The 19,815-nt window shown below is 38.5% G+C and carries 20 protein-coding genes; 3 read left to right on the top strand and 17 right to left on the bottom strand.

All coding sequences use genetic code 11. The annotated features are described in order from the left end of the window. Positions 1-27: 27 nt before the first annotated feature. The 3 genes from nrdE (at position 28) to ACLV7W_RS05040 (ending at position 4,253) form a co-directional block, all read left to right on the top strand. Complete coding sequence (gene nrdE, locus ACLV7W_RS05050) at positions 28-2,187, top strand: class 1b ribonucleoside-diphosphate reductase subunit alpha (protein WP_411865544.1); 2,160 nt, start codon at positions 28-30, stop codon at positions 2,185-2,187. Between the two features lie 193 nt (positions 2,188-2,380). Beyond that, complete coding sequence (gene nrdF / locus ACLV7W_RS05045) at positions 2,381-3,343, top strand: class 1b ribonucleoside-diphosphate reductase subunit beta (protein WP_000451386.1); 963 nt, start codon at positions 2,381-2,383, stop codon at positions 3,341-3,343. A gap of 142 nt (positions 3,344-3,485) precedes the next feature. Beyond that, positions 3,486-4,253: a DeoR/GlpR family DNA-binding transcription regulator gene (locus ACLV7W_RS05040; protein ID WP_049516646.1), complete on the top strand. Its 768-nt coding sequence runs from the start codon at positions 3,486-3,488 to the stop codon at positions 4,251-4,253. A 104-nt stretch (positions 4,254-4,357) separates the two neighbouring features. Here the strand turns inward: ACLV7W_RS05040 and ACLV7W_RS05035 are convergent, their stop codons facing one another. The 17 genes from ACLV7W_RS05035 to ACLV7W_RS04955 form a co-directional block, all read right to left on the bottom strand. After that, positions 4,358-4,615, bottom strand: coding sequence for a DUF3884 family protein (locus ACLV7W_RS05035; protein WP_080713123.1), 258 nt, complete (start codon positions 4,613-4,615; stop codon positions 4,358-4,360). A gap of 42 nt (positions 4,616-4,657) precedes the next feature. Further along, positions 4,658-6,064 carry a 6-phospho-beta-galactosidase gene (lacG, locus tag ACLV7W_RS05030; protein ID WP_050242723.1) on the bottom strand — a complete coding sequence of 469 codons (1,407 nt, stop codon included), beginning with the start codon at positions 6,062-6,064 and terminating at the stop codon, positions 4,658-4,660. 338 nt (positions 6,065-6,402) lie between these two features. After that, a complete protein-coding gene (locus ACLV7W_RS05025; protein ID WP_261813767.1) occupies positions 6,403-8,094 on the bottom strand; it encodes a lactose-specific PTS transporter subunit EIIC in 1,692 nt (563 codons plus the stop codon). Further along, positions 8,094-8,411 (bottom strand): PTS lactose/cellobiose transporter subunit IIA, encoded by a 318-nt coding sequence (locus ACLV7W_RS05020; RefSeq protein WP_039704004.1) that lies wholly within the window; start codon positions 8,409-8,411, stop codon positions 8,094-8,096. Before ACLV7W_RS05020 ends, ACLV7W_RS05025 begins: the two co-directional genes overlap by 1 nt. Positions 8,412-8,446: 35 nt before the next feature. Further along, positions 8,447-9,283 (bottom strand): PRD domain-containing protein, encoded by an 837-nt coding sequence (locus tag ACLV7W_RS05015; protein WP_084926383.1) that lies wholly within the window; start codon positions 9,281-9,283, stop codon positions 8,447-8,449. Positions 9,284-9,516: 233 nt separating this feature from the next. Continuing rightward, positions 9,517-10,497 (bottom strand): tagatose-bisphosphate aldolase, encoded by a 981-nt coding sequence (gene lacD / locus ACLV7W_RS05010; RefSeq protein WP_001229115.1) that lies wholly within the window; start codon positions 10,495-10,497, stop codon positions 9,517-9,519. A gap of 1 nt (position 10,498) precedes the next feature. Next, entirely contained in the window at positions 10,499-11,428 is a 930-nt protein-coding gene (locus ACLV7W_RS05005; RefSeq protein WP_084926384.1) for a tagatose-6-phosphate kinase, read from the bottom strand. Positions 11,429-11,438: 10 nt separating this feature from the next. Further along, positions 11,439-11,954, bottom strand: a complete 516-nt coding sequence (lacB, locus tag ACLV7W_RS05000; RefSeq protein WP_001216913.1) for a galactose-6-phosphate isomerase subunit LacB — start codon at positions 11,952-11,954, stop codon at positions 11,439-11,441. 30 nt (positions 11,955-11,984) lie between these two features. After that, positions 11,985-12,410, bottom strand: a complete 426-nt coding sequence (lacA, locus tag ACLV7W_RS04995) for a galactose-6-phosphate isomerase subunit LacA (RefSeq protein WP_000029277.1) — start codon at positions 12,408-12,410, stop codon at positions 11,985-11,987. A 389-nt stretch (positions 12,411-12,799) separates the two neighbouring features. After that, positions 12,800-13,696: an aldose 1-epimerase family protein gene (locus tag ACLV7W_RS04990; protein ID WP_080890724.1), complete on the bottom strand. Its 897-nt coding sequence runs from the start codon at positions 13,694-13,696 to the stop codon at positions 12,800-12,802. Positions 13,697-13,794: 98 nt separating this feature from the next. Further along, positions 13,795-15,270: a PTS galactitol transporter subunit IIC gene (locus ACLV7W_RS04985; protein ID WP_411865543.1), complete on the bottom strand. Its 1,476-nt coding sequence runs from the start codon at positions 15,268-15,270 to the stop codon at positions 13,795-13,797. Between the two features lie 46 nt (positions 15,271-15,316). Further along, entirely contained in the window at positions 15,317-15,622 is a 306-nt protein-coding gene (locus ACLV7W_RS04980) for a PTS sugar transporter subunit IIB (RefSeq protein ID WP_000590547.1), read from the bottom strand. Positions 15,623-15,660: 38 nt separating this feature from the next. Then, positions 15,661-16,137, bottom strand: coding sequence for a PTS sugar transporter subunit IIA (locus tag ACLV7W_RS04975; protein ID WP_000521973.1), 477 nt, complete (start codon positions 16,135-16,137; stop codon positions 15,661-15,663). Positions 16,138-16,334: 197 nt separating this feature from the next. After that, the gene (locus ACLV7W_RS04970; protein WP_411865542.1) at positions 16,335-17,024 is read right to left on the bottom strand and encodes a sugar phosphate nucleotidyltransferase; all 690 of its coding nucleotides are present in this window, start codon (positions 17,022-17,024) and stop codon (positions 16,335-16,337) included. 11 nt (positions 17,025-17,035) lie between these two features. Beyond that, positions 17,036-17,914, bottom strand: coding sequence for a DMT family transporter (locus ACLV7W_RS04965; protein WP_049544121.1), 879 nt, complete (start codon positions 17,912-17,914; stop codon positions 17,036-17,038). Further along, positions 17,904-18,773 (bottom strand): phosphotransferase, encoded by an 870-nt coding sequence (locus ACLV7W_RS04960; protein WP_411865541.1) that lies wholly within the window; start codon positions 18,771-18,773, stop codon positions 17,904-17,906. Before ACLV7W_RS04960 ends, ACLV7W_RS04965 begins: the two co-directional genes overlap by 11 nt. Positions 18,774-18,789: 16 nt before the next feature. Beyond that, a complete protein-coding gene (locus ACLV7W_RS04955; RefSeq protein WP_411865540.1) occupies positions 18,790-19,812 on the bottom strand; it encodes a ribitol-5-phosphate dehydrogenase in 1,023 nt (340 codons plus the stop codon). Between the last annotated feature and the right edge of the window lie 3 nt (positions 19,813-19,815).

Genomic DNA, 19,815 nt, shown 5'->3' with positions numbered 1-19,815 from the left:
CTTTTGTAATTAGATAAGGGAAATTTTATGGGATTAAAACATCTTGAGGACGTGACTTACTTCCGTCTCAATAACGAAATCAACCGTCCTGTCAATGGACAAATCATGCTTCATAAAGATAAGGAAGCCTTGGATGCCTTCTTTAAAGAAAATGTAGTTCCAAACACTATGGTTTTTGATTCAATCAAGGATAAAATCAACTACCTCATTGAACACAACTACATCGAAACAGCCTTTATCAAGAAATACCGTCCAGAATTTTTGGAAGAATTGTCTCAATTTATCAAAGACCAAAACTTCCAATTCAAGTCTTTCATGGCTGCCTATAAGTTTTACAATCAATATGCTTTGAAAACTAACGACGGTGAATATTATCTTGAAAGCATGGAAGACCGTGTCTTCTTTAACGCCCTTTATTTTGCTGATGGGAATGAAGCTATTGCAATCGATATTGCCAATGAAATCATCCACCAACGCTACCAACCTGCTACTCCTTCCTTCTTGAATGCTGGACGTGCTCGCCGTGGGGAGTTAGTATCTTGCTTCCTAATCCAAGTAACTGATGATATGAACTCTATCGGACGTTCTATCAACTCAGCTCTTCAACTTTCACGTATCGGTGGCGGTGTGGGAATTTCCCTCAGCAACCTTCGTGAAGCTGGAGCTCCTATCAAAGGATATGAAGGTGCTGCTTCAGGTGTCGTTCCTGTTATGAAGCTTTTCGAAGATAGCTTCTCTTACTCAAACCAATTGGGACAACGTCAAGGTGCTGGTGTTGTCTATCTCAACGTCTTTCACCCAGATATCATCGCCTTCCTTTCAACTAAGAAAGAAAACGCCGATGAAAAAGTTCGTGTTAAGACCCTTTCACTTGGTGTTGTGGTGCCCGATAAATTCTACGAATTAGCACGTAAAAATGAAGAAATGTACCTCTTCAGCCCTTACTCTGTAGAACTTGAATACGGTGTACCATTCAACTACATCGACATCACTGAAAAATACGATGAATTGGTCGCAAATCCAAATATCCGCAAGACAAAAATCAAGGCGCGTGATTTGGAAACTGAAATATCTAAATTGCAACAAGAATCTGGCTACCCTTATGTAGTCAACATTGATACGGCTAACCGTGCAAATCCTGTTGATGGTAAGATTATCATGAGTAACTTGTGTTCTGAGATTCTTCAAGTTCAAGAACCAAGCTTGATCAACGATGCTCAAGAATTCCTTCAAATGGGAACGGACGTTTCATGTAACCTTGGTTCAACCAACGTGGTTAACATGATGGCTTCACCTGACTTTGGTCGTTCTATCCGTGCTATGGTTCGTGCCCTTACTTTCGTTACAGATAGTTCGCACATCGTAGCTGTTCCTACTATCGACCACGGAAATAGCCAAGCTCATACCTTTGGTCTTGGTGCAATGGGACTTCACAGCTACCTTGCCCAACAATTGATTGAATATGGATCGCCTGAGTCTGTTGAATTTACAAGCATCTACTTCATGCTCATGAACTACTGGACTTTAGTTGAGTCAAACAATATTGCGCGTGAACGTGGTATCACCTTCTACAACTTTGAAAAATCAGATTATGCTAATGGAAGCTACTTTGACAAGTATGTGACTGGCGAGTTTGTTCCAACATCAGACCGTGTTAAAGAACTTTTCAAAGATGTCTTTATCCCAAGTGCTGCTGATTGGGCTGAACTTCGCGACAAGGTTCAAGCAGATGGTCTTTACCACCAAAACCGTCTTGCTGTAGCGCCAAATGGTTCTATCAGTTACATCAATGACGTTTCCGCTTCTATCCACCCGATTACGCAACGTATCGAGGAACGTCAAGAAAAGAAAATCGGTAAAATCTACTACCCTGCTGCTGGCTTGTCAACAGAAACCATTCCTTACTACACTTCTGCTTACGACATGGATATGCGTAAGGTGATTGATGTTTACGCAGCTGCAACTGAGCATGTGGACCAAGGGCTTTCACTCACACTCTTCATGCGTAGTGACATTCCAAAAGGTCTTTACGAATGGAAGAAAGAAAACAAACAAACGACACGTGACTTGTCTATCCTTCGTAACTATGCCTTTAACAAGGGTATCAAGTCTATCTACTACGTCCGTACCTTTACAGATGATGGTGGAGAAGTCGGTGCCAACCAATGTGAAAGCTGTGTGATTTAATCATTGCTTGAGGAAACTACATTTTCTCAGATAAGTATTCATTCACCCTGCTAAACTAAACTGGAATAAGCATCTATACTATGAAATAACAAAAAGTCGGGCTTCCGACTTTTTGTGCGATACTCCTCTAGAATTATGATAAAATAGAAGTAATTGTGAGTTCGCAATACTAAACACAGAAAGAGATTTCAAAATGGAAACTTACTACAAAGCCATTAACTGGAATGCCATCGAAGATGTCATCGACAAATCAACTTGGGAAAAACTGACGGAGCAATTCTGGCTTGATACACGTATTCCCTTGTCAAATGACTTGGATGACTGGAGAAAGCTATCAAATGTAGAAAAAGACTTGGTTGGAAAAGTCTTTGGTGGTTTAACCCTTCTCGATACTATGCAATCTGAAACTGGGGTTCAAGCCCTTCGCGCAGACATCCGTACACCCCATGAGGAAGCTGTTTTCAATAACATCCAATTTATGGAATCTGTCCACGCAAAATCTTACTCATCAATCTTTTCTACCTTGAATACTAAGGCTGAGATTGAAGAAATTTTCGAATGGACCAATACCAATCCTTACCTACAAAAGAAGGCTGAGATTGTCAACGAAATCTACCTAAACGGTAGCCCACTTGAAAAGAAAGTTGCCAGCGTCTTCCTTGAAACCTTCCTCTTCTACTCTGGTTTCTTCACTCCCCTCTACTATCTCGGTAACAACAAACTAGCCAACGTTGCGGAAATTATCAAACTGATTATCCGCGATGAGTCTGTTCACGGAACCTACATTGGTTACAAATTCCAACTTGGGTTCAATGAATTACCTGAAGAAGAGCAAGAAAAGCTAAAAGAATGGATGTACGACCTGCTCTATACTCTTTATGAAAACGAAGAAGGTTATACAGAGAGCCTCTATGATGGTGTTGGTTGGACGGAAGAAGTCAAAACCTTCCTTCGCTACAATGCCAACAAGGCACTCATGAACCTGGGACAAGATCCACTCTTCCCAGATTCAGCTGACGATGTCAACCCAATCGTTATGAACGGTATTTCAACAGGAACTTCCAACCACGACTTCTTCTCTCAAGTCGGAAATGGTTACCTCCTTGGTGAAGTTGAAGCTATGCAAGACGATGACTACAACTACGGTTTGGACTAAGGTCATCTATTTTATAAGTGATAAAAACATCATGGTTTGTTTAAAACAACCATGATGTTTTTGTTTTTGTTTTCTTTTGTTTTTTAGATTGATTGATTGAATACTTTATGATAAAATAGTAATAGAAATAGAGGTGATAACGATGTTAAAGCAGGAAAAACTAGATAATATTCTAGAAACGGTAAATACAAAGGGAACTATTACTGTAAAAGAAATCATGACTCGCTTGGATGTGTCAGATATGACTGCTAGACGCTACTTGCAAGAGTTGGCAGACAAGGATCTACTTGTTCGAGTACACGGGGGAGCTGAGAAAATTCGCACAGGTTCTATTTTAAATAATGAACGTTCCAATATTGAAAAACAAAGCTTACAAATCGCAGAAAAACAAGAAATTAGCCGTTTTGCAGGCCATTTAATTGATGAGGGTGAAACTATTTTTATCGGCCCTGGTACGACCTTAGAATCTTTTGCCCGTGAACTTCCAATTGATAATATTCGTGTTGTAACAAACAGTTTACCAGTCTTTCTCATCTTAAACGAACGAAAACTAACAGATTTGATTTTAATCGGTGGAAACTACCGCTCTATCACTGGAGCCTTTGTGGGAACACTAACCTTGCAAAACTTAGCCAATCTTCAATTTTCTAAAGCTTTCGTTAGCTGTAATGGTATTCAGGACAATGCGATTGCGACCTTTAGTGAAGAGGAAGGTGAATCTCAACGCATCGCCCTCAATAATTCCAATAAAAAATACTTACTAGCTGACCATAGTAAGTTCAATAAATTTGATTTCTATACCTTCTACAATATCTCTGATATTGATATCATCGTTTCAGATTCTAAACTGAGCAAAGAAACGTTTGAACAACTTTCAAAACAAACAAAAATTATTCTTTCTAAACCATAAGACTGAGGATTGATAAAATATAAAATGCGTCATATCAAGAAAATAAAAATCTTGATATGACGCATTTTTTGATGAAGATTTTTACAAAGAGTTTCCTAGATTCTTTATGATTGTTGAAACGGCATAAAATCTGAATCAAAGGAGATATTATCCCGTTCTTCAGGACTGATAAAATTTAAAAAGATATTTTTAAATTCTTCCAGCTCATAGTCTGAATGGCAAATCCATTCTTTACCGGTAGAGACATACCATTTCCCAAGATTTTTCAGCTCCTCATTAGTCAAACAAGGTATTTGAGAACATTTTTCGAAATTTATAATATAAACTTTTTCATAAATAGATTGGATAAAATCTTTGAACATCTTTTTGCCTCACTAAAATTCTATATCTAATTAGTAATTCTACTACTCAATCACTTGAGTTTCTGCTACTTTCTTGTACCAGTGAGCTGATTTCTTAGGATAACGTTCTTGTGTTTCAAAGTCTACATAAAAGAGACCGTAGCGTTTTTCATAACCGTTTGACCATGAGAAGACATCCATTAATGACCAAATGAAGTAACCTTTTACATTCGCTCCATCTGCAATAGCATCAGACAAGACTTCCAAGTGTTGTTTCACGTAATCAATACGGCCATCATCGTAAACAGTGTTATCGACGAACTCATCTTTATAACCAAGTCCATTTTCAGTGATGTAAATCTTCTTGTAGTTAGGATAATCTTTCTTCACTCGCATGATTTGATCATACAAACCTTGAGGGTAGATAATCCAATCCCAATCCGTACGTGGTACATAGTCAGGAGCTACACGACGACCAACACCTTTAATTTGGTATTTAGAGCTTCCTTTTTCACCCTTACCATTATGGATGATTTCAGTTTCTCCATCAAAGGCTTCCATCCAGTCACTCATATAGTAGTTGATTCCTAGAAAATCATTCAAGTCTTTTGCAGCTTCTAATGCTGTAAAATCTTCTTCACGAAGATCCAAGCTACCACCATTGGCAGCCAAGATAGCCTCTACCCCTGCCAGGGTCTTTTCAGAGTAGTGACCCAGATAAGTTGCATCCAAGATAAATTTATTATGGATAATGTCCTCCAACTCTGCCGCAATAACATCTGCAGGATTTTCAGGATCTAGAGGATACTTAGTAGGCAGAGCATGAACAACCCCAATTTCACCTTTATAACCTTTCTCTTTGTACAATTTTACTGCACGTGCATGAGACACCATCATATTGTGGTGCGATTGGAAGACTTTGGCAAGATCGTACTGAATACCTGGAGGGAATTTACCAACCAAGTATTGACCATCACCGATTGGTCCAATTTCATTGAATGTTGTCCAATAGTTTACTTCTGGGAATTCTTCAAAACAGAAGGCAGCGTAGTCTACAAAGTGTTCGATATTTTCACGGTTTAAGAAGTCTCCATTTGAGTGGAGAGCTTCTGGTGTGTCAAAGTGATGAAGAGTTACAAAGGGCTCAACGTGACGTTTGTGACACTCTGCAAATAGATTATGATAAAACTCAACACCTTTAGCATTTACTTGACCGTAACCAGTCGGGAAAATACGTGACCAAGCAATAGAAATTCGAATACCATTGACACCATACTCTTCTGCCAACTTAAGGTCAACTGGATATCGATTGTAAAAATCACTGGCTGGTTCTGCAGTGTACCAGTAGTTATCTTCAAGATATTTATCCCAAGCAACTGGTCCTTTTCCATCAGTATGCGTAGCACCTTCTGCTTGATAAGCAGCTGTTGCGCCACCGAAAATAAAGTCTTTTGGAAGTGTTTTTGTCATTTTTTTCACCTATTTCTTGATTTAAATAAAGTAAAAGTGAGAGGAGAGGAGTCAGTGAGCCATCCTTCTCCATCTCACTTCTTGTACCGAGTCACCAAATTGTGACATGAGGAGGTAAAAACGATGTCTTTTTACCGACAAATTAACAAGGCGATTAGGAAATTCACCATAGCGATTTCCGTAACGAGAGGAGACTGTTTTATAGTCCCTATCGTTAATCGAATTGTGACATGAGGAGGTAAAAACGATATCTTTTTACCGACGAATTAATAAGGCGATTAGGAAATTCGCCATAGCGATTTCCGTAACGAGAGGAGACTATTTCAGAGTCCCTATCGTTAATCGAATTGAGCTTGTACAAATGCAAGAGCACCTTTTCCATCACGGGTTAATTTGATGTATTGAGCGCCTTCTGTCTTGGCAAGTTTAATACCTAGTTTATCTGTTTCTGCTTTCATATCTTCAAAGTTTGAAGCAACTTGAGGGGCAAGGATAACAAGATCAAACTCTGGCAACATTTCACGGTGAGCACCATAGCCACCTGCTGCTGCTTTCACAGGAACATTGTACTCTGCAGCTGCCTTGTTCAAAGCATTTGCAAGGAGACCACTTGTACCTCCACCAGCACATAGAACAAGGACATTTGTTTCGTCAGTGATTGTATTTTGAGCTGCATCGACACCCGCTTTCTCAAGAATAGCATCTGCTTTTGCAGTGTTGAAGTTTGCAGCAACTTTGTCTTTCAATTCATCATTAGATTTACCTGAACGCTCTTCTTCAAGAATTTGTTCATCATAGACTTTAAGGAATGGATAGTAAATGACTACGTCAACCACGATTAAAAGAGCAGCAAGAATGAATGATAGAACTTGGAAGTTCGTACCAAGAACTAGACCTAGTGGAGCTGGAGTTGTCCATGGTAGATTAGCAGTAAATGAGTTCATTCCAAGTGTTTCAATAAAGAATTTGAATATCCAAACGTTTGCGATTGGAGCAAAGATAAATGGAATGAAGAAGATTGGGTTTAATACAAGTGGTGCACCAAACAAGATTGGTTCATTTACACCAAAGAATGTTGGAACTACTGAAGCACGACCGATTGCACGGTTACGTTTAGATTTTGTTAACCACATGAACATGAATGGAACAACCAGTGTCGCACCAGTACCACCCATGGTAACGATAAACATTTGTGTACCAGAAGTAAGAATCTTGTCAGCGTGCATACCTTGTTGGAGAAGATTCAAGTTGACTTCGGCATTGGCATAGGTAATTGCTGCGATAGCAGGTTCAACAATAGATGGACCATGGATACCAACAAACCAGAAGAAGGCAAAGGCACCAAAGATAATGGTAATACCTAGATAACCATCAGCAGCAGAGAATAATGGTGCAAAGAATTTACCGATTGATTCTGCTACACTAGCACCCACAAAATGACGTGCTAGTAAATCAAGAGCATAAAGAGAAACCACTGATAGAGTGAATGGAATCACATCTTTAAAGACTTGTGAGATATTTGGTGGAACTTCGTCAGGCATACGAATAGTGACGTTGTTCTTAACACAAACCTTATAGATGGCTACAGTAACAAAGGCAGCAAGGAAGGCTGAAAGCAAACCTTTTGTCCCCAAGAATCCAGTAGCTAGGCCATTTTCGATAGGATCAGCTGCCAACATCAACAAACCAACAATTGCTGCCAACAATGTTGACATATAGTTGATTTGATTGGTTTTCTCCATGCTACGATTTACTGAGTCGGTCAGTGATTTAGCTGTTGTACCAGCTACCAAGAGAGCTAGAATCCCCATTGAATAGCTGTAAGGTTTCATCAGAAAAGCTACAACTTCATCAGACCATTTAAAGCCCCATGAGTTTGGTACAAAGGCAATCAAGATAAAGATACTTGAGAAGAGAATAACAGGCATACCTGCAATGAAACCATCACGAATAGCACGAAGATAGATATTACGAGATAGTTTCTCAAAGAAAGGCTTTCCTTTCTCGATAAATGCAATTAATTTATTCATTATTTAACTCCTCTCTTGTACAGTTCAATTAAATGGTGCATCAAATCTTTTAACAAAATAGTTGTCATCAAGTGATCTTGACCGTGCATCATGGTCACACTATAAGCCAAATCTTCGCCAGATGCTTCCTTAGTCAATAGACTTGTTTGCGCGTGGTGAGCCTCTGCGATACAGCTACCAGCTTCCTCTACAAGAGCATCCGCTTTTGCAAAATCACCAGCTTCAGCAGCCTTCAAGGCTTCCAATAGTTTTGAACGAGCATCGCCAGCATAGGCTACGATTTCAAAACCTAACAATGTTACTTCTTCTCTATTCATGATAGAATTCTCCTTATATAGTTTTAATTAAATTTTTATGACAATAAACGTTGGATATGTAGAACAAGATAAACACGTTCACTTTTATACAAATCAAGACCCGTATGTTGCGTAATCACATCATAGATCTTAGAACCAATCTCAAACGCTCTGGGATAGGATTGTTTGATATGGTCTTCCATATCCAGAAGCGATTGGTTATCATCTCTAGAGCGGTCTAAATAATCCAAGAAATAATTCAAATGGATCATAAAGCGATCATAGAAATGGTTATTCTCTTTGGTTCGTTGAATTGCATAGTCCTTTAGCACTTCTTCAACATTCCTGAGAATTTCTTTCCTCTTATCAATCGACTCAACTACTTGGACTTCATTCTCGCCTTCGGCATTGATGAAATGATAAGCAATCCGAATAATTTCGTCCTCAGGAAAATGATCCGCTAGCTTCTGACGGTAAATTTCAAATGCTTCATTTGCAATTTGAAAAGCGACAGGATACTTAGTGGAAATATCTGGCAGATTACTATCCTTGTACCTTCCTTGTGCTAGAGCTTGGTAAGAACAGTAAATATGATCTGTCAAGGTTACGTAGAGATACTCTTGAATCGGATAATGATATTTCTTTGATAGCTTATCAATGATTTCATAGGTCACTGTGATAAAATCAAGCGGAACATCTTTGAGGAGAGCCATAAAGTTTTCTCTTGACTCTTCGGTCTTCATCCGAAAGATTTTCTCAACCTGCTGTTCAGCAATCAAATCCCCTTTCTTCTTTCCAAATGTAATCCCCTTACCAATCACAATCACTTCTTCTCCTTTATCATTTCTGACAAGCGAGACATTGTGATTCATTGGATTTAGAATTCGATACATGTCAACCTCCTTTTATATCTTAAAGGTATATTAGTACAAAAAATGACCACAAATGAACTAGAAAATCATCTGATTTCTAATTCACCTGTGATCATGCCTAATATTACTTAGTAACACTCACCTTGTATTAACTTGTGATTTAAGTATAGCACAAGTAAGTTATTTTGTAAACCTTTACATACAACTTTTTTAAAAAATTTTTAGATTCATGTTCCTAACCTAGGAGGACTTGCTTACACGCGTTCTTTCCATGAAGTTGCTGTTGTTTGAAGAACTTTGTTGAGTTCGTCAATGTTTTCAAATCCAGTTGTGCGAAGCCATTCACGTGCTGCTTCTTCACCATCTTTGATGTATGCTTCAACTGATCCAGCCCATGTAGCACGGCCACAAAGAACTCCGTTAAAGTTTGCACCTGATTCATGAGCAAATACAAGAGTATCTTGGAAGAGTTTAGCTGATACACCAGCACTCAAGTAGATGTATGGCAAGTTAGTTGCTTCATCTTGGGCTTTGAAAAAGGCTGCTGCTTCTTCACGTGTATAAACTACTTCACCTTCAGCAAAACCTTCAACATATTTAATGTTAACAGGAACTTCTACTTTCAAGACATCAATGTTAAAGCGTGGGTCTGAGAAGACTTTCATAGCACCAATAACTTTGTGTGGTTTTACTTTAGCGTATTCTACAGAACCTGCGTCAGCAATTTTTTCATCGTAAGCAAGAATTTCAAGGAAGAATGGGATATCTTCAGCCACACATTCAGAACCGATACGTTCGATGTAAGCTTGTTTTTCTTGGTTGAGTTCGTCTGAGCTATCTACATCATAGTAAAGCAAGAATTTAACTGCATCTGCACCTTCTTCTTTAATACGTTTTGCAGACCAAACATCCAAGCAGTCTGGCAAGCGTTTTGTGCTTGTTGTGTCATAACCTGTTTTTTCATAAGCAAGGAGAAGACCAGCTTTTTCATCAAGAGCTTTAGTCGCTGGAAGTCCATACTCAGGGTCAAGAAGCATAGATGAAGCGTATTTAGTCAATTCATCTGCTACCAAAACTTTAAGTTCTTCCATTTGAGCCACAGTTGGTTCTTCTGTTTGGTGTTGAGCCATGAGGCGTTTCAAAGCACCACGTTGGTCAAATGCAAGAGCTGAGATGATACCATTTTCATCAGAAAGTTTTTCTAAGCGTGCACGTTTTTGTTCTGTTAAAGCCATTTTATACCTCTTTTACTATTAATTGATCATATAGAGCTTGATAGTTGGCCATGTTGACATGACCAGTCATTTTTTCTTGAGCATTGAGCATACCAAGGACATTTGCCTTGATGAGTAATTCTGCATCCGATTCTTTGTGAAGAAGTCCTGAAGAAATTCCTGCCACAGTAGAATCTCCAGATCCGACAGGGTTGACCACCTGAATTCTAGGAATATCTACCTTGTAGAAAGTGTCCCCATGTTTGGCAAAGGCACCGTTGGCACCAAGTGAAACGATAATCCATTCAATACCTGCAAACAAAGGTTCTTGAAGTACTTCTTTTAATTCATCCAAATCCTCAGAAACTTCTCTTCCTAGAAGCTGAGATAGTTCCTCATTATTTGGTTTGATGACTGTTGGTTTATGTGGTGATTCAAGAACCGCCTGAAGTGCTGCACCAGAGCAGTCCAAGACAACAGGCTTGCCAGCTTGATTAGCAAGTTCAACCAAGCTCGCATAGTAATCAACTGGAAGACCAGCTGGCAGACTGCCTGAGATAGCTACTACTTCAACTGACTCTAGGAGATTTTTGAAATGTTCCAAAAAGTCTTGACCTTCCTGTTCCAATACTTCAGGACCTTTTTCAAGGACTTCTGTTTGGTTGTCTCCGTGGAGAATAGCGATACAGTTCCGAGTTTCTCCCTGAATTGAGAAGAAATCTTTCTTTACTTGATCATCGATATTTTCAACCAAAAACTCACCAAGTTTGCCACCCACTAAACCAGTAGCAAGAACAGAATCCCCAAATTCTGAAAGTACTCGGGTAACATTGAGTCCCTTACCACCAGCCGTTTTGGTTACATCCACCACACGATTGACAGTATCAATCTTTAACTCATCCAAAGGATAGGAAATATCAATGGATGGGTTCATTGTGACTGTTAAAATCATAAGTCACCTCTTAATCGTGGTATTCTCCGCGATCCCATTTTTCAAGGAATTCAGTGAAGAAGTTTGCGTCTGTTTGTTGAGCATTATGACTTTCAACGTGTTCAATTTTCGCAATCAATTTTTTGTTTTCTTCAGATGGTTTGTATTCAGCATGGATGAAAGCTTCGATGATGTCACACATGAGCAATTCACCAGTAATCTTACCACCAAAACCGATAACGTTTGCGTTCAATTGTTCTTTAGCATAAAGGGCTGTTGTCATATCACGAACCAAGGCAGAACGAACACCAGGAACTTTATTTACAGCGTTGTTGATACCAACACCAGTACCACAGATACATACCCCAAGATCAGCTTGACCGCTAGTTACAGCTTCCCCTACTTTTTTACCAAAGATTGGGTAGTGAGTACGTGTATGGTCATATGTACCAAAGTCAATAACTTCATATCCTTTTGATTTCAAAAATTCTGAAACCGCCATTTTTTCATCTGTTACGATGTGGTCACATCCAATTGCAATTCTCATTTTTAACTTACCTTTCTTACTGTAATCTAATTAGCACATTTTGTTCAACATGTCGACACGAATTTGGTGACGTCCACCATCGTATTTACCGTTAACAAATCCTTTAGCGATGTTTTTAGCCAATTCATCACCAACAAGTTGTGCACCCATAGTGATCATACGTGAGTTGTTGTGGCCACGAGTCATATAAGCTGAACGTTCGTCAGAAACTTCTGCAGCAACCATTCCTTTGATTTTTGTTGCAACCATAAATGGACCAGCTCCATAAGCATCAATCACGATACCAAGGTTTTGTTCTTCTTTGTTTACTTCTGCAGCAACAGCAAGAGTCACATCAACAAAGTCTTGACCTTCAGCTGTAACATCCACAACGTGGAAGTTTTCTTTTTCCAAGAAGTCTTTCACAACTTCTTTCAATCTCAAACCTGCAGCATCTGCACCGATAACAATAGACATATTGTATACTCCTTTTTATTTTTCTAGGCTAATAAAACCTTTTATAGTTAGCAGTTTATACTCTTCGAAAATCAAATTCAAACCGCGTCAACGTCGCCTTGCCGTACTCAAGTACAGCCTGCGGCTAGTTTCCTAGTTTGCTCTTTAATTTTCATTGAGTATTACCTACAAAAAGCTTTCTAGCAGTTTATTGACAAATTGGGTTGAATGAGATGACTTACACCTTATTCAAGTTTAGGAAATCAATTTCCTAGCATAATCTCTCCTTCAAAGAGAATATAACAAGTGATTGTTTGTTTGTTACAAACATCATTTGTTGTTTACAAACATAATATACTCCTATTTCTGGAAAAAGTCAACAGTTAATGTTTGTTTTTGTGGTTTTTTATCTAAAAGATTTCGATATCAAAACCAATTTGATCCACTTGACCAGGTTCTAGGAGACGAACATTCTTCTTATCTTCTAGATGATCTCCTTCTTCAAGAGATGTTGACAAGCCTGACCATGGTTCAAAAGCAATGAAAGGACCTTTATTCAAAGTTGACCAGATAATAAGATTTGAGAACTCTGCAAAGTGCACTTTCAATCCCTTATCATGTTTACGAGAACGAAGCGCAATTGTTCTAGATTGCAAGTCATCTAAGGTGACTGCATCCGTGCTGAAAAGATCATAACTAAGATCTATTTCTTTTTGCCCCTCTAGCCATGGACTTCTATCTTGAAAATCCAGCATACCCGTTTGTGGGAAAGGACGTGGAACAGAGCAAGTCTCTTCTTTCTCAAACTCTAAATAGTAATCTTCATAGACTTCATCATCAAGTAGAGGACAATTAAAGCCTGGATGTCCACCAATAAAGTAAGGCATGACCTTGTTGGTTTCTTTATTGAAAATCTTATATTGAGTTCGTACTGTCTTGCCAGTAAGGCTATAAGTGATTTCTAGGCGGAAATGATAAGGGTAGTTCTGATAGCTATTCTCATCGTCTTCAATTGCAAAAGTTACACTATTATCTGTCTGTTCAACTAATTCAAATTCTTTCTTGCGAACCAAACCATGACGAGGAATCTTTCCTTTACTTTCTTGTCCATTATCATCTATATAAAGTGCTATATCCTCTCTCAATGAACCACAAATAGGAAAGAGAACAGGAGCTTGTCCACTCCAATAAGTAGCATCCCCTTGCCACAAATACTCAACTCCCTCAGCATCTTTTATAGAAGAAAGAGCCCCACCAAAACTGTTAAATTGAACTCTTAATTGTTCTGATTTTAATTCAATTACCATTATTTTCTCCGATTTCTTAATAGTTTATAAAAAACTAGGCTGTCACTCCTAATGGTATGACGACCTAGTTTCAACAATTTACATTTTATAGGAGCGCATTATTTTGCTTTCGCTGCGTACTCTTCGTTACGTTTGATCATTTGTTTTCTGTACCAAGCAAAGATACCGATATAGAATACAAGGAAGACTACAGCACCAAGGATTGCTTTGATATCACCAGTTGTAGTGTTACCAATTGTCCAACCAAGAAGTTTTTCGATTGGTCCTTCAAGAGTTGAGTGAGTAATCAATTGAGTTTGGCTCACACCTGCTGGGAAGGCACCTACACCTTTAGCAAGTTCTGTTGCAAATGGTGCAATAAGTGTACCTGAAAGAAGGAAGAGTGGCAACAAGAGTGTTCCGAAGATAATCATACGGAGCAATTTACCACGTGTTACAACCAAGAGAGCTGGAGTAACACCCATTGCGATGATACCTGCAAGTGGCAAGATACCATTTCCGACTTTTGAAAGAAGCACCGCTTCAATCAACATGATTGGTGCAAGTACGTTAGCACAAGCCCAGATTTCAGCACGACCAGCGATGAAAGGCCAGTCAAGACCGATGTTAAATTTACGTCCTTGAAGACGTTTAGTAGCAACGTTTGTAATACCTTGTGAAAGTGGTTCTACGGCAGCGATGAACCATGAACCGATAAGTGAGAAGAGTTCCAAAGATACACCGGCTGTCAAACCAAGAGACAACCATCCTTTGATAACAAGACGCCATTTATCTGCATCTGCAACACCTTCAATTGGATGTGGAGTTCCCATAATACCGATAACAATACCAAGAATGAAACCGATAAAGAATTTAGAACCCCAGAAACCGATTTTCTTGTTCAATTTAGCAGCGTCAAAGTCATATTTATCAAGACCTGGGAAGAATTTTTCAAAAATCTTATCCAAAACCATGATAACTGGGTTCATCATGTAGTTCATGTGAGTTGATGTCATTGGTGATGAACTTGGTGCGTTAAGAAGGTCATCAAATGTAGGTTTCATCAAGTCAGAGTTGATAATTTTCAACACACCAACAAGTACGATGGCTGCTGTAGCAATCAAGAGTGAAACCCCTTGGCTCACACCGTTGTTGTCTGCATACCATTTAATCAAAAGACCTGTGATAGACAAGTGCCAGATATCGAAGATATCGACGTCAAGTGTATCTGTTTTCTTCATAGCAAGCATTACTACGTTGACAATCAACATGATAAGCAAGAAGTAAAGTGTCCAAGCAGATCCCCAAGTGATTGTAGCAAGTGGTGCCCAACCAACGTCAGTGATACTCAATTGGATACCAGTGTTTTCAACGAATTTTGCAAGTGATGCTGAGAAAGCACCATTTAGCATACCAATGATAGCTCCGATACCAGTAAGAGCGATGGCAAGTTTGATACCACCTTCAAGCGCTTTGGAGAATTTCACTCCAAAAAGTAAAGCCAATACTGTCAAAATGATTAACATGATGACAGGTCCACCCATATCTAAGATGGGCTTGAAAACCTTGCCGATTAGGTCAAAGATTGCATCCATAACAGTTCCTCCCTTTTTATGTTATGTGAATGTTAACAAAATAAAATTAGCTTAATCCGTGTTCTTTGATAGCTGCTTCAATATTGTCAAATACTGGAGCACTCATAGCTGGGATACGGAATAAGATTGGTCCAGCTTCGATAACTGGAATACCTGGGTCAAAACCAAGGTCTGTAGCAGCAATTGGTGTGAAGATGTCATAACCTTTGATAAGGTCTTCGTTAACGTCTTTGACCATTACCGCATCACAGTGAACATCGAAACCGCGGTTTGAAAGTTCTTCTTCAAGAGCACTTTTAATTTGGTGGCTTGAGTTAACACCTGCACCGCAGGCAGCAAGAATTTTAATCATATGGATTTCCTCCGATTTAATATTTTTAATAGACAAGATTATGCAGTTTCTTCAGCGATATAAGCATAGAGGGCTTCAGGATCAGAAATTTTTGATAGGTCTTCAAGATGACCATTTCCAGTAAAGAAGTCCATCAACTGAGCAAGAATGTTCGTTTGACTTGAACTTGAGTTATTAATGATAAAGAAGAGCAAGGATACCTCTACTTCCTTATCTGGTGCAATCATATTGTGGAAAGTCACCGGTTTCTCTAATCGAACAACCACAACTTTTTCAGCTAGATTATGAACAATATCTGTGTGAGGAATAGCTACATTCGGCAAATCCTTACCCAAAAATTCCATATCTAAGCCAGTTGGAAATGACTTTTCACGCGTAATCAAGGCTTCACGATAAGTTGGAGTTACGATTTCTCGTTCTTCCAATAAAGTTGCAACCTGATCAAAGAGATGTTCTTGATTATCCGCTTCTAAGCAAAACACAAGGTTTTTGTCAAAGAAATGATCTAATCCCATAAGGTTTTCCCTTCTTTCCATTAACTTTATGCTATAAGTATAACACTATATGAAATCGTTGTCAATATTTTTCTGTTGTTTTTTGTTCATTTTCTGTTTTTTTTATATTTAACAACCATATTTCAAACAGTTATTAAAAATATCAAACTAAAGTGAAATAAAAAACATCCGACTATTTTAGCCAGATGTTGGAATCTTTAATTTTCGCTTTTAAGAATTTCTTCTAATTTATGATAGTCTTGGACACTATCGATTTCATAGATGCTATTGCCTTCTAATTCTTCAACATAGACATCTAGCTCTTTGATGTTATCCTTAACCATATTGTCCCAGTAGAGATCAACAAATTCGCCACTTGCATAAGCCTTGTCGATAAAGCTGACAATCTTTTCTGCAGTTGGAGCATCCCAGAATGATACACCACTAAGAATGCGACCAGCTTTACTATCAACAATAATGTCTTGAACCTTGTAGTCATCTCCATAAACCAAGAACCATTCGTTAGTGCAATCTTCACGATAAACACTAAAATAAGTTGAACGTGTCAAATCATTGCGGAACATATTTTTAAAGAGATAATTGTCGGCATCAATAACATAACTGTTAGCTAATTCTTCTTTTACAAGATAGAGAGAGTAAAAGTTATTGTAGTCAGCGTATTTATCATTGAAAACGAGGCGAACTCCATATTTCTCTTTCAAGTAATCGAATTGTTCTTTAAGATAACCAACGACGATGATGATGTCATTGATTCCTTTTTCTTTAAGAAACTCAATTTGGTATTCAATCAAAGGTTTTTGATTAACCTGAACCAAGGCTTTAGGGGTATTTTCAGTCATAGGACGCAAGCGAGTTCCCAATCCCGCTGCTAAGATGATGGCTTTCACACGAATCTCCTTTATTCTTTAATAATAATATAAACTCCGGCAATGACGACAAGTGACGTAATAATTGTCAGCATATCTAGCGGTGCACCTAAGAAAACAACTGCAAACAAGACTGTCCATACTACATAGCTCACGTTCAAGCCTGTAGCCTTGGCTGGTTGCAAGCGATTGATAGCGATATAATAAGCCAAATAAGAAATCATATCAAAGGCTGCAAAGACAAGCATAAGACCAAGCAATTGTCCATTGGCGACTTCTGCAAATGACTGATGAGAGAAGAGCACAATCACAAGATAGGACAAGAATGAAGTTACTTGACGAATTAAGAGGGCTTCGATTTCACTCAATTCACTTTCCATGGCAAAAGAGCTAAGAACACTCTCACTACCCCATGCAATAGCACAAATCAAAGCACAGAGAATGCCAATGTAGAAGGAATTAACCTGTTCAACCTTATAGGTCTGAGCAATAATCCCTCCAATAATCAAGACAATCCCAAACACAGTATTTTTCGAAATCTTATGCTTCAAAAAGAAGAAAGCCAATAAAACTGAAATTGCAGGGTAAATAGCCGATACAGATGAAGCTAAGGAACTTCCGATATACTTAACTGCATAAAGATTGGCCTGCATACCGATAGGACCTGCTAACAAGGCTCCGATGATTACACTAACATTGCGAATATTTAAGAAAATCGAGAGACGAACTTTTCCTTCTTTTACTAAAAGAAAAGCTAGTAAGATAAAGATACTCAAGAAATCATGAGCGGCGGCCACCACAAAGGGCGACAAATCTGTAAAAATTGAAAAGATATAAGCGCTAATTGTTAGACCTAAACCCCAGAAAACACCTGAGAGTAGACCAAAAGAAACTCCATTTTTATTTTTCATCTGAACCTCCATAATAGGACAAACCTTTAACAGCTCTCTGGTAACGATTCACACCATAGTCACCAAAATCTGCACCTTGCTCTTCTTTATAGACTGTCCATAGACTCCAAATAGTATCTTGTAAAATTTTATAAATAGCAATCTTTTCACGAGAGACAGGTGTTTGCTCACTGTCATAGTGAGATAAGAAAGCTTCTTCCTCTTGAGGAGTGAATTCAGACTCTAAAAAGAGAGCAGCCAAATCCCACATTGGATCGTTCATTGATGAATATTCCCAGTCAATCAGATAAAGTCGTCCTTGAGGTGATTCGATAAAGTTTTCAGGCACCAAATCGATATGACAAGATTTTCTGTCAACACCTAAGTCAGCCAATCTTTTCTCTAAGGAGAAGACTTCTTCTCTAACTGCTTCATAGTTAGCATAAGGGATTTTTTCCTCAATCAAAGATTCGTATTTTTTGATTTCTTCAAAAGGAGCAAATTCTCCTCTTAATTCCTTGTCAGAAGCATGAATAGTTTGTAATATTGGAGCAATTTTATCAAATTTGGTCTTGATTGACCTTGAATCAAGCGTAATCGCAGATTCGATATACTCATTAACTTTGATACCAGCTTCAATATCAAAAAGATAATTTTTTACATCTAAGTCTAAATCCTTTAGTAGTTCAAGATTGTACTTTTCATCTTGACGATTGATAAGCTTTTCTGTCCCTTTACCAAAGAACTTAACAATATATTGCTTATTTGTTGTTTTGACCAAATAGTTTTGATTGGTCATTCCCCCCAGTTGTTCAACACTGACGACTTCCTCTTCTTGACTAAGTAGGGAAGAAATTTTTTCTTTAATGATTTTCTCCACAATTAACCTCCAGCACTTATACTTCCCACTTAAACACAGTTTTAAAGGCTGTGTTTAAATCGGTCGCAAAGACACGGTGAATATCTTTAATTTCTCTTACAGGTTCTTCTAGATAAAGGACATTTTTAAGACGATTGGCAAATTTCTTGACTTCCATCATTTGGATTGCATTTTCAAAATCGATGCGACCAGAACGAGAAGATCCAACTAAGAGCAAGCCTTTTTCTAAGGCATCGCGTGTATTGAGATTGACTTTATACTCGCTAACTCCCATCATGAGAATCGTTCCCTGAGGACGAATATAGCGAATCAAGTCATTAATGGCTGGTCCAGTACCATCACCACCACAACACTCAAAAGCGTGGTCAAAGGCCAAATCTTCAGGAATATTGTCAGTAATATAGCATTCTTTGGCAAATGAGAAAAGTTCCAATTTTTCCCAATGACGACCAATAACCACAATCTCTGCTTCTGGCAAAGTATAGTTGATAATATTGGCAACCACAAATGCTAAACTGCCATCTCCGATAACAGCGATTCGGTCCCGCTTGCTATGAGCAAGGGTCAATAAGCGATTCATAGCATGCATACCGACACTGACAAACTCTGTAATGGCTGCAACCGTGTCTTCAATAGCATCATAAGCCACCACACGGTCTTTAGGGAGAGAAACAAACTCTCTCATAAAGCCATCAAAGCCACTAGACAAGAAATGGGTCCCTGTCATGTAGTTTTCATAGAATTCTTCATCACTCTGCATAGGAGGCTGATTCGGAATCATGACAACTTTTTGACCAACTTCGTAGGTTCCTGTAGGGTCAGAAATAACGGTTCCACACGACTCGTGAATCATTGCCATTGGAAGTTTTTTATTCAAAACCTTGGGATCACGTTTCCCCTGGTAGTAACGCTGATCCGCATGACAGACCGCCATATAATTAGGGCGGATGAGGATATGATTCTCTTGGTCAATAGCCTCTTCCTGATATTTGACATTGATAAACTTAGGCTTAGTTAGTTGATAAATTTGATTAATCATTTT

Origin of the sequence: Streptococcus mitis, assembly GCF_965111735.1 — a bacterium.
In the GTDB taxonomy this organism is placed as follows: domain Bacteria; phylum Bacillota; class Bacilli; order Lactobacillales; family Streptococcaceae; genus Streptococcus; species Streptococcus mitis_DR.
The sequence above is the reverse complement of the archived record's forward strand: the minus strand, read 5'-3'. Positions and strand labels throughout refer to the sequence as shown.

What these genes read in the sequence shown, in the direction of transcription:
- nrdE (WP_411865544.1), top strand. Translation starts at nt 28, where the DNA reads ATGGGATTAAAACATCTTGAGGACGTGACTTACTTCCGTCTCAATAAC.
- nrdF (WP_000451386.1), top strand. Translation starts at nt 2,381, where the DNA reads ATGGAAACTTACTACAAAGCCATTAACTGGAATGCCATCGAAGATGTC.
- ACLV7W_RS05040 (WP_049516646.1), top strand. Translation starts at nt 3,486, where the DNA reads ATGTTAAAGCAGGAAAAACTAGATAATATTCTAGAAACGGTAAATACA.
- ACLV7W_RS05035 (WP_080713123.1), bottom strand. Translation starts at nt 4,615, where the DNA reads ATGTTCAAAGATTTTATCCAATCTATTTATGAAAAAGTTTATATTATA.
- lacG (WP_050242723.1), bottom strand. Translation starts at nt 6,064, where the DNA reads ATGACAAAAACACTTCCAAAAGACTTTATTTTCGGTGGCGCAACAGCT.
- ACLV7W_RS05025 (WP_261813767.1), bottom strand. Translation starts at nt 8,094, where the DNA reads ATGAATAAATTAATTGCATTTATCGAGAAAGGAAAGCCTTTCTTTGAG.
- ACLV7W_RS05020 (WP_039704004.1), bottom strand. Translation starts at nt 8,411, where the DNA reads ATGAATAGAGAAGAAGTAACATTGTTAGGTTTTGAAATCGTAGCCTAT.
- ACLV7W_RS05015 (WP_084926383.1), bottom strand. Translation starts at nt 9,283, where the DNA reads ATGTATCGAATTCTAAATCCAATGAATCACAATGTCTCGCTTGTCAGA.
- lacD (WP_001229115.1), bottom strand. Translation starts at nt 10,497, where the DNA reads ATGGCTTTAACAGAACAAAAACGTGCACGCTTAGAAAAACTTTCTGAT.
- ACLV7W_RS05005 (WP_084926384.1), bottom strand. Translation starts at nt 11,428, where the DNA reads ATGATTTTAACAGTCACAATGAACCCATCCATTGATATTTCCTATCCT.
- lacB (WP_001216913.1), bottom strand. Translation starts at nt 11,954, where the DNA reads ATGAGAATTGCAATTGGATGTGACCACATCGTAACAGATGAAAAAATG.
- lacA (WP_000029277.1), bottom strand. Translation starts at nt 12,410, where the DNA reads ATGTCTATTGTTATCGGTGCAGATGCTGCAGGTTTGAGATTGAAAGAA.
- ACLV7W_RS04990 (WP_080890724.1), bottom strand. Translation starts at nt 13,696, where the DNA reads ATGGTAATTGAATTAAAATCAGAACAATTAAGAGTTCAATTTAACAGT.
- ACLV7W_RS04985 (WP_411865543.1), bottom strand. Translation starts at nt 15,270, where the DNA reads ATGGATGCAATCTTTGACCTAATCGGCAAGGTTTTCAAGCCCATCTTA.
- ACLV7W_RS04980 (WP_000590547.1), bottom strand. Translation starts at nt 15,622, where the DNA reads ATGATTAAAATTCTTGCTGCCTGCGGTGCAGGTGTTAACTCAAGCCAC.
- ACLV7W_RS04975 (WP_000521973.1), bottom strand. Translation starts at nt 16,137, where the DNA reads ATGGGATTAGATCATTTCTTTGACAAAAACCTTGTGTTTTGCTTAGAA.
- ACLV7W_RS04965 (WP_049544121.1), bottom strand. Translation starts at nt 17,914, where the DNA reads ATGAAAAATAAAAATGGAGTTTCTTTTGGTCTACTCTCAGGTGTTTTC.
- ACLV7W_RS04955 (WP_411865540.1), bottom strand. Translation starts at nt 19,812, where the DNA reads ATGATTAATCAAATTTATCAACTAACTAAGCCTAAGTTTATCAATGTC.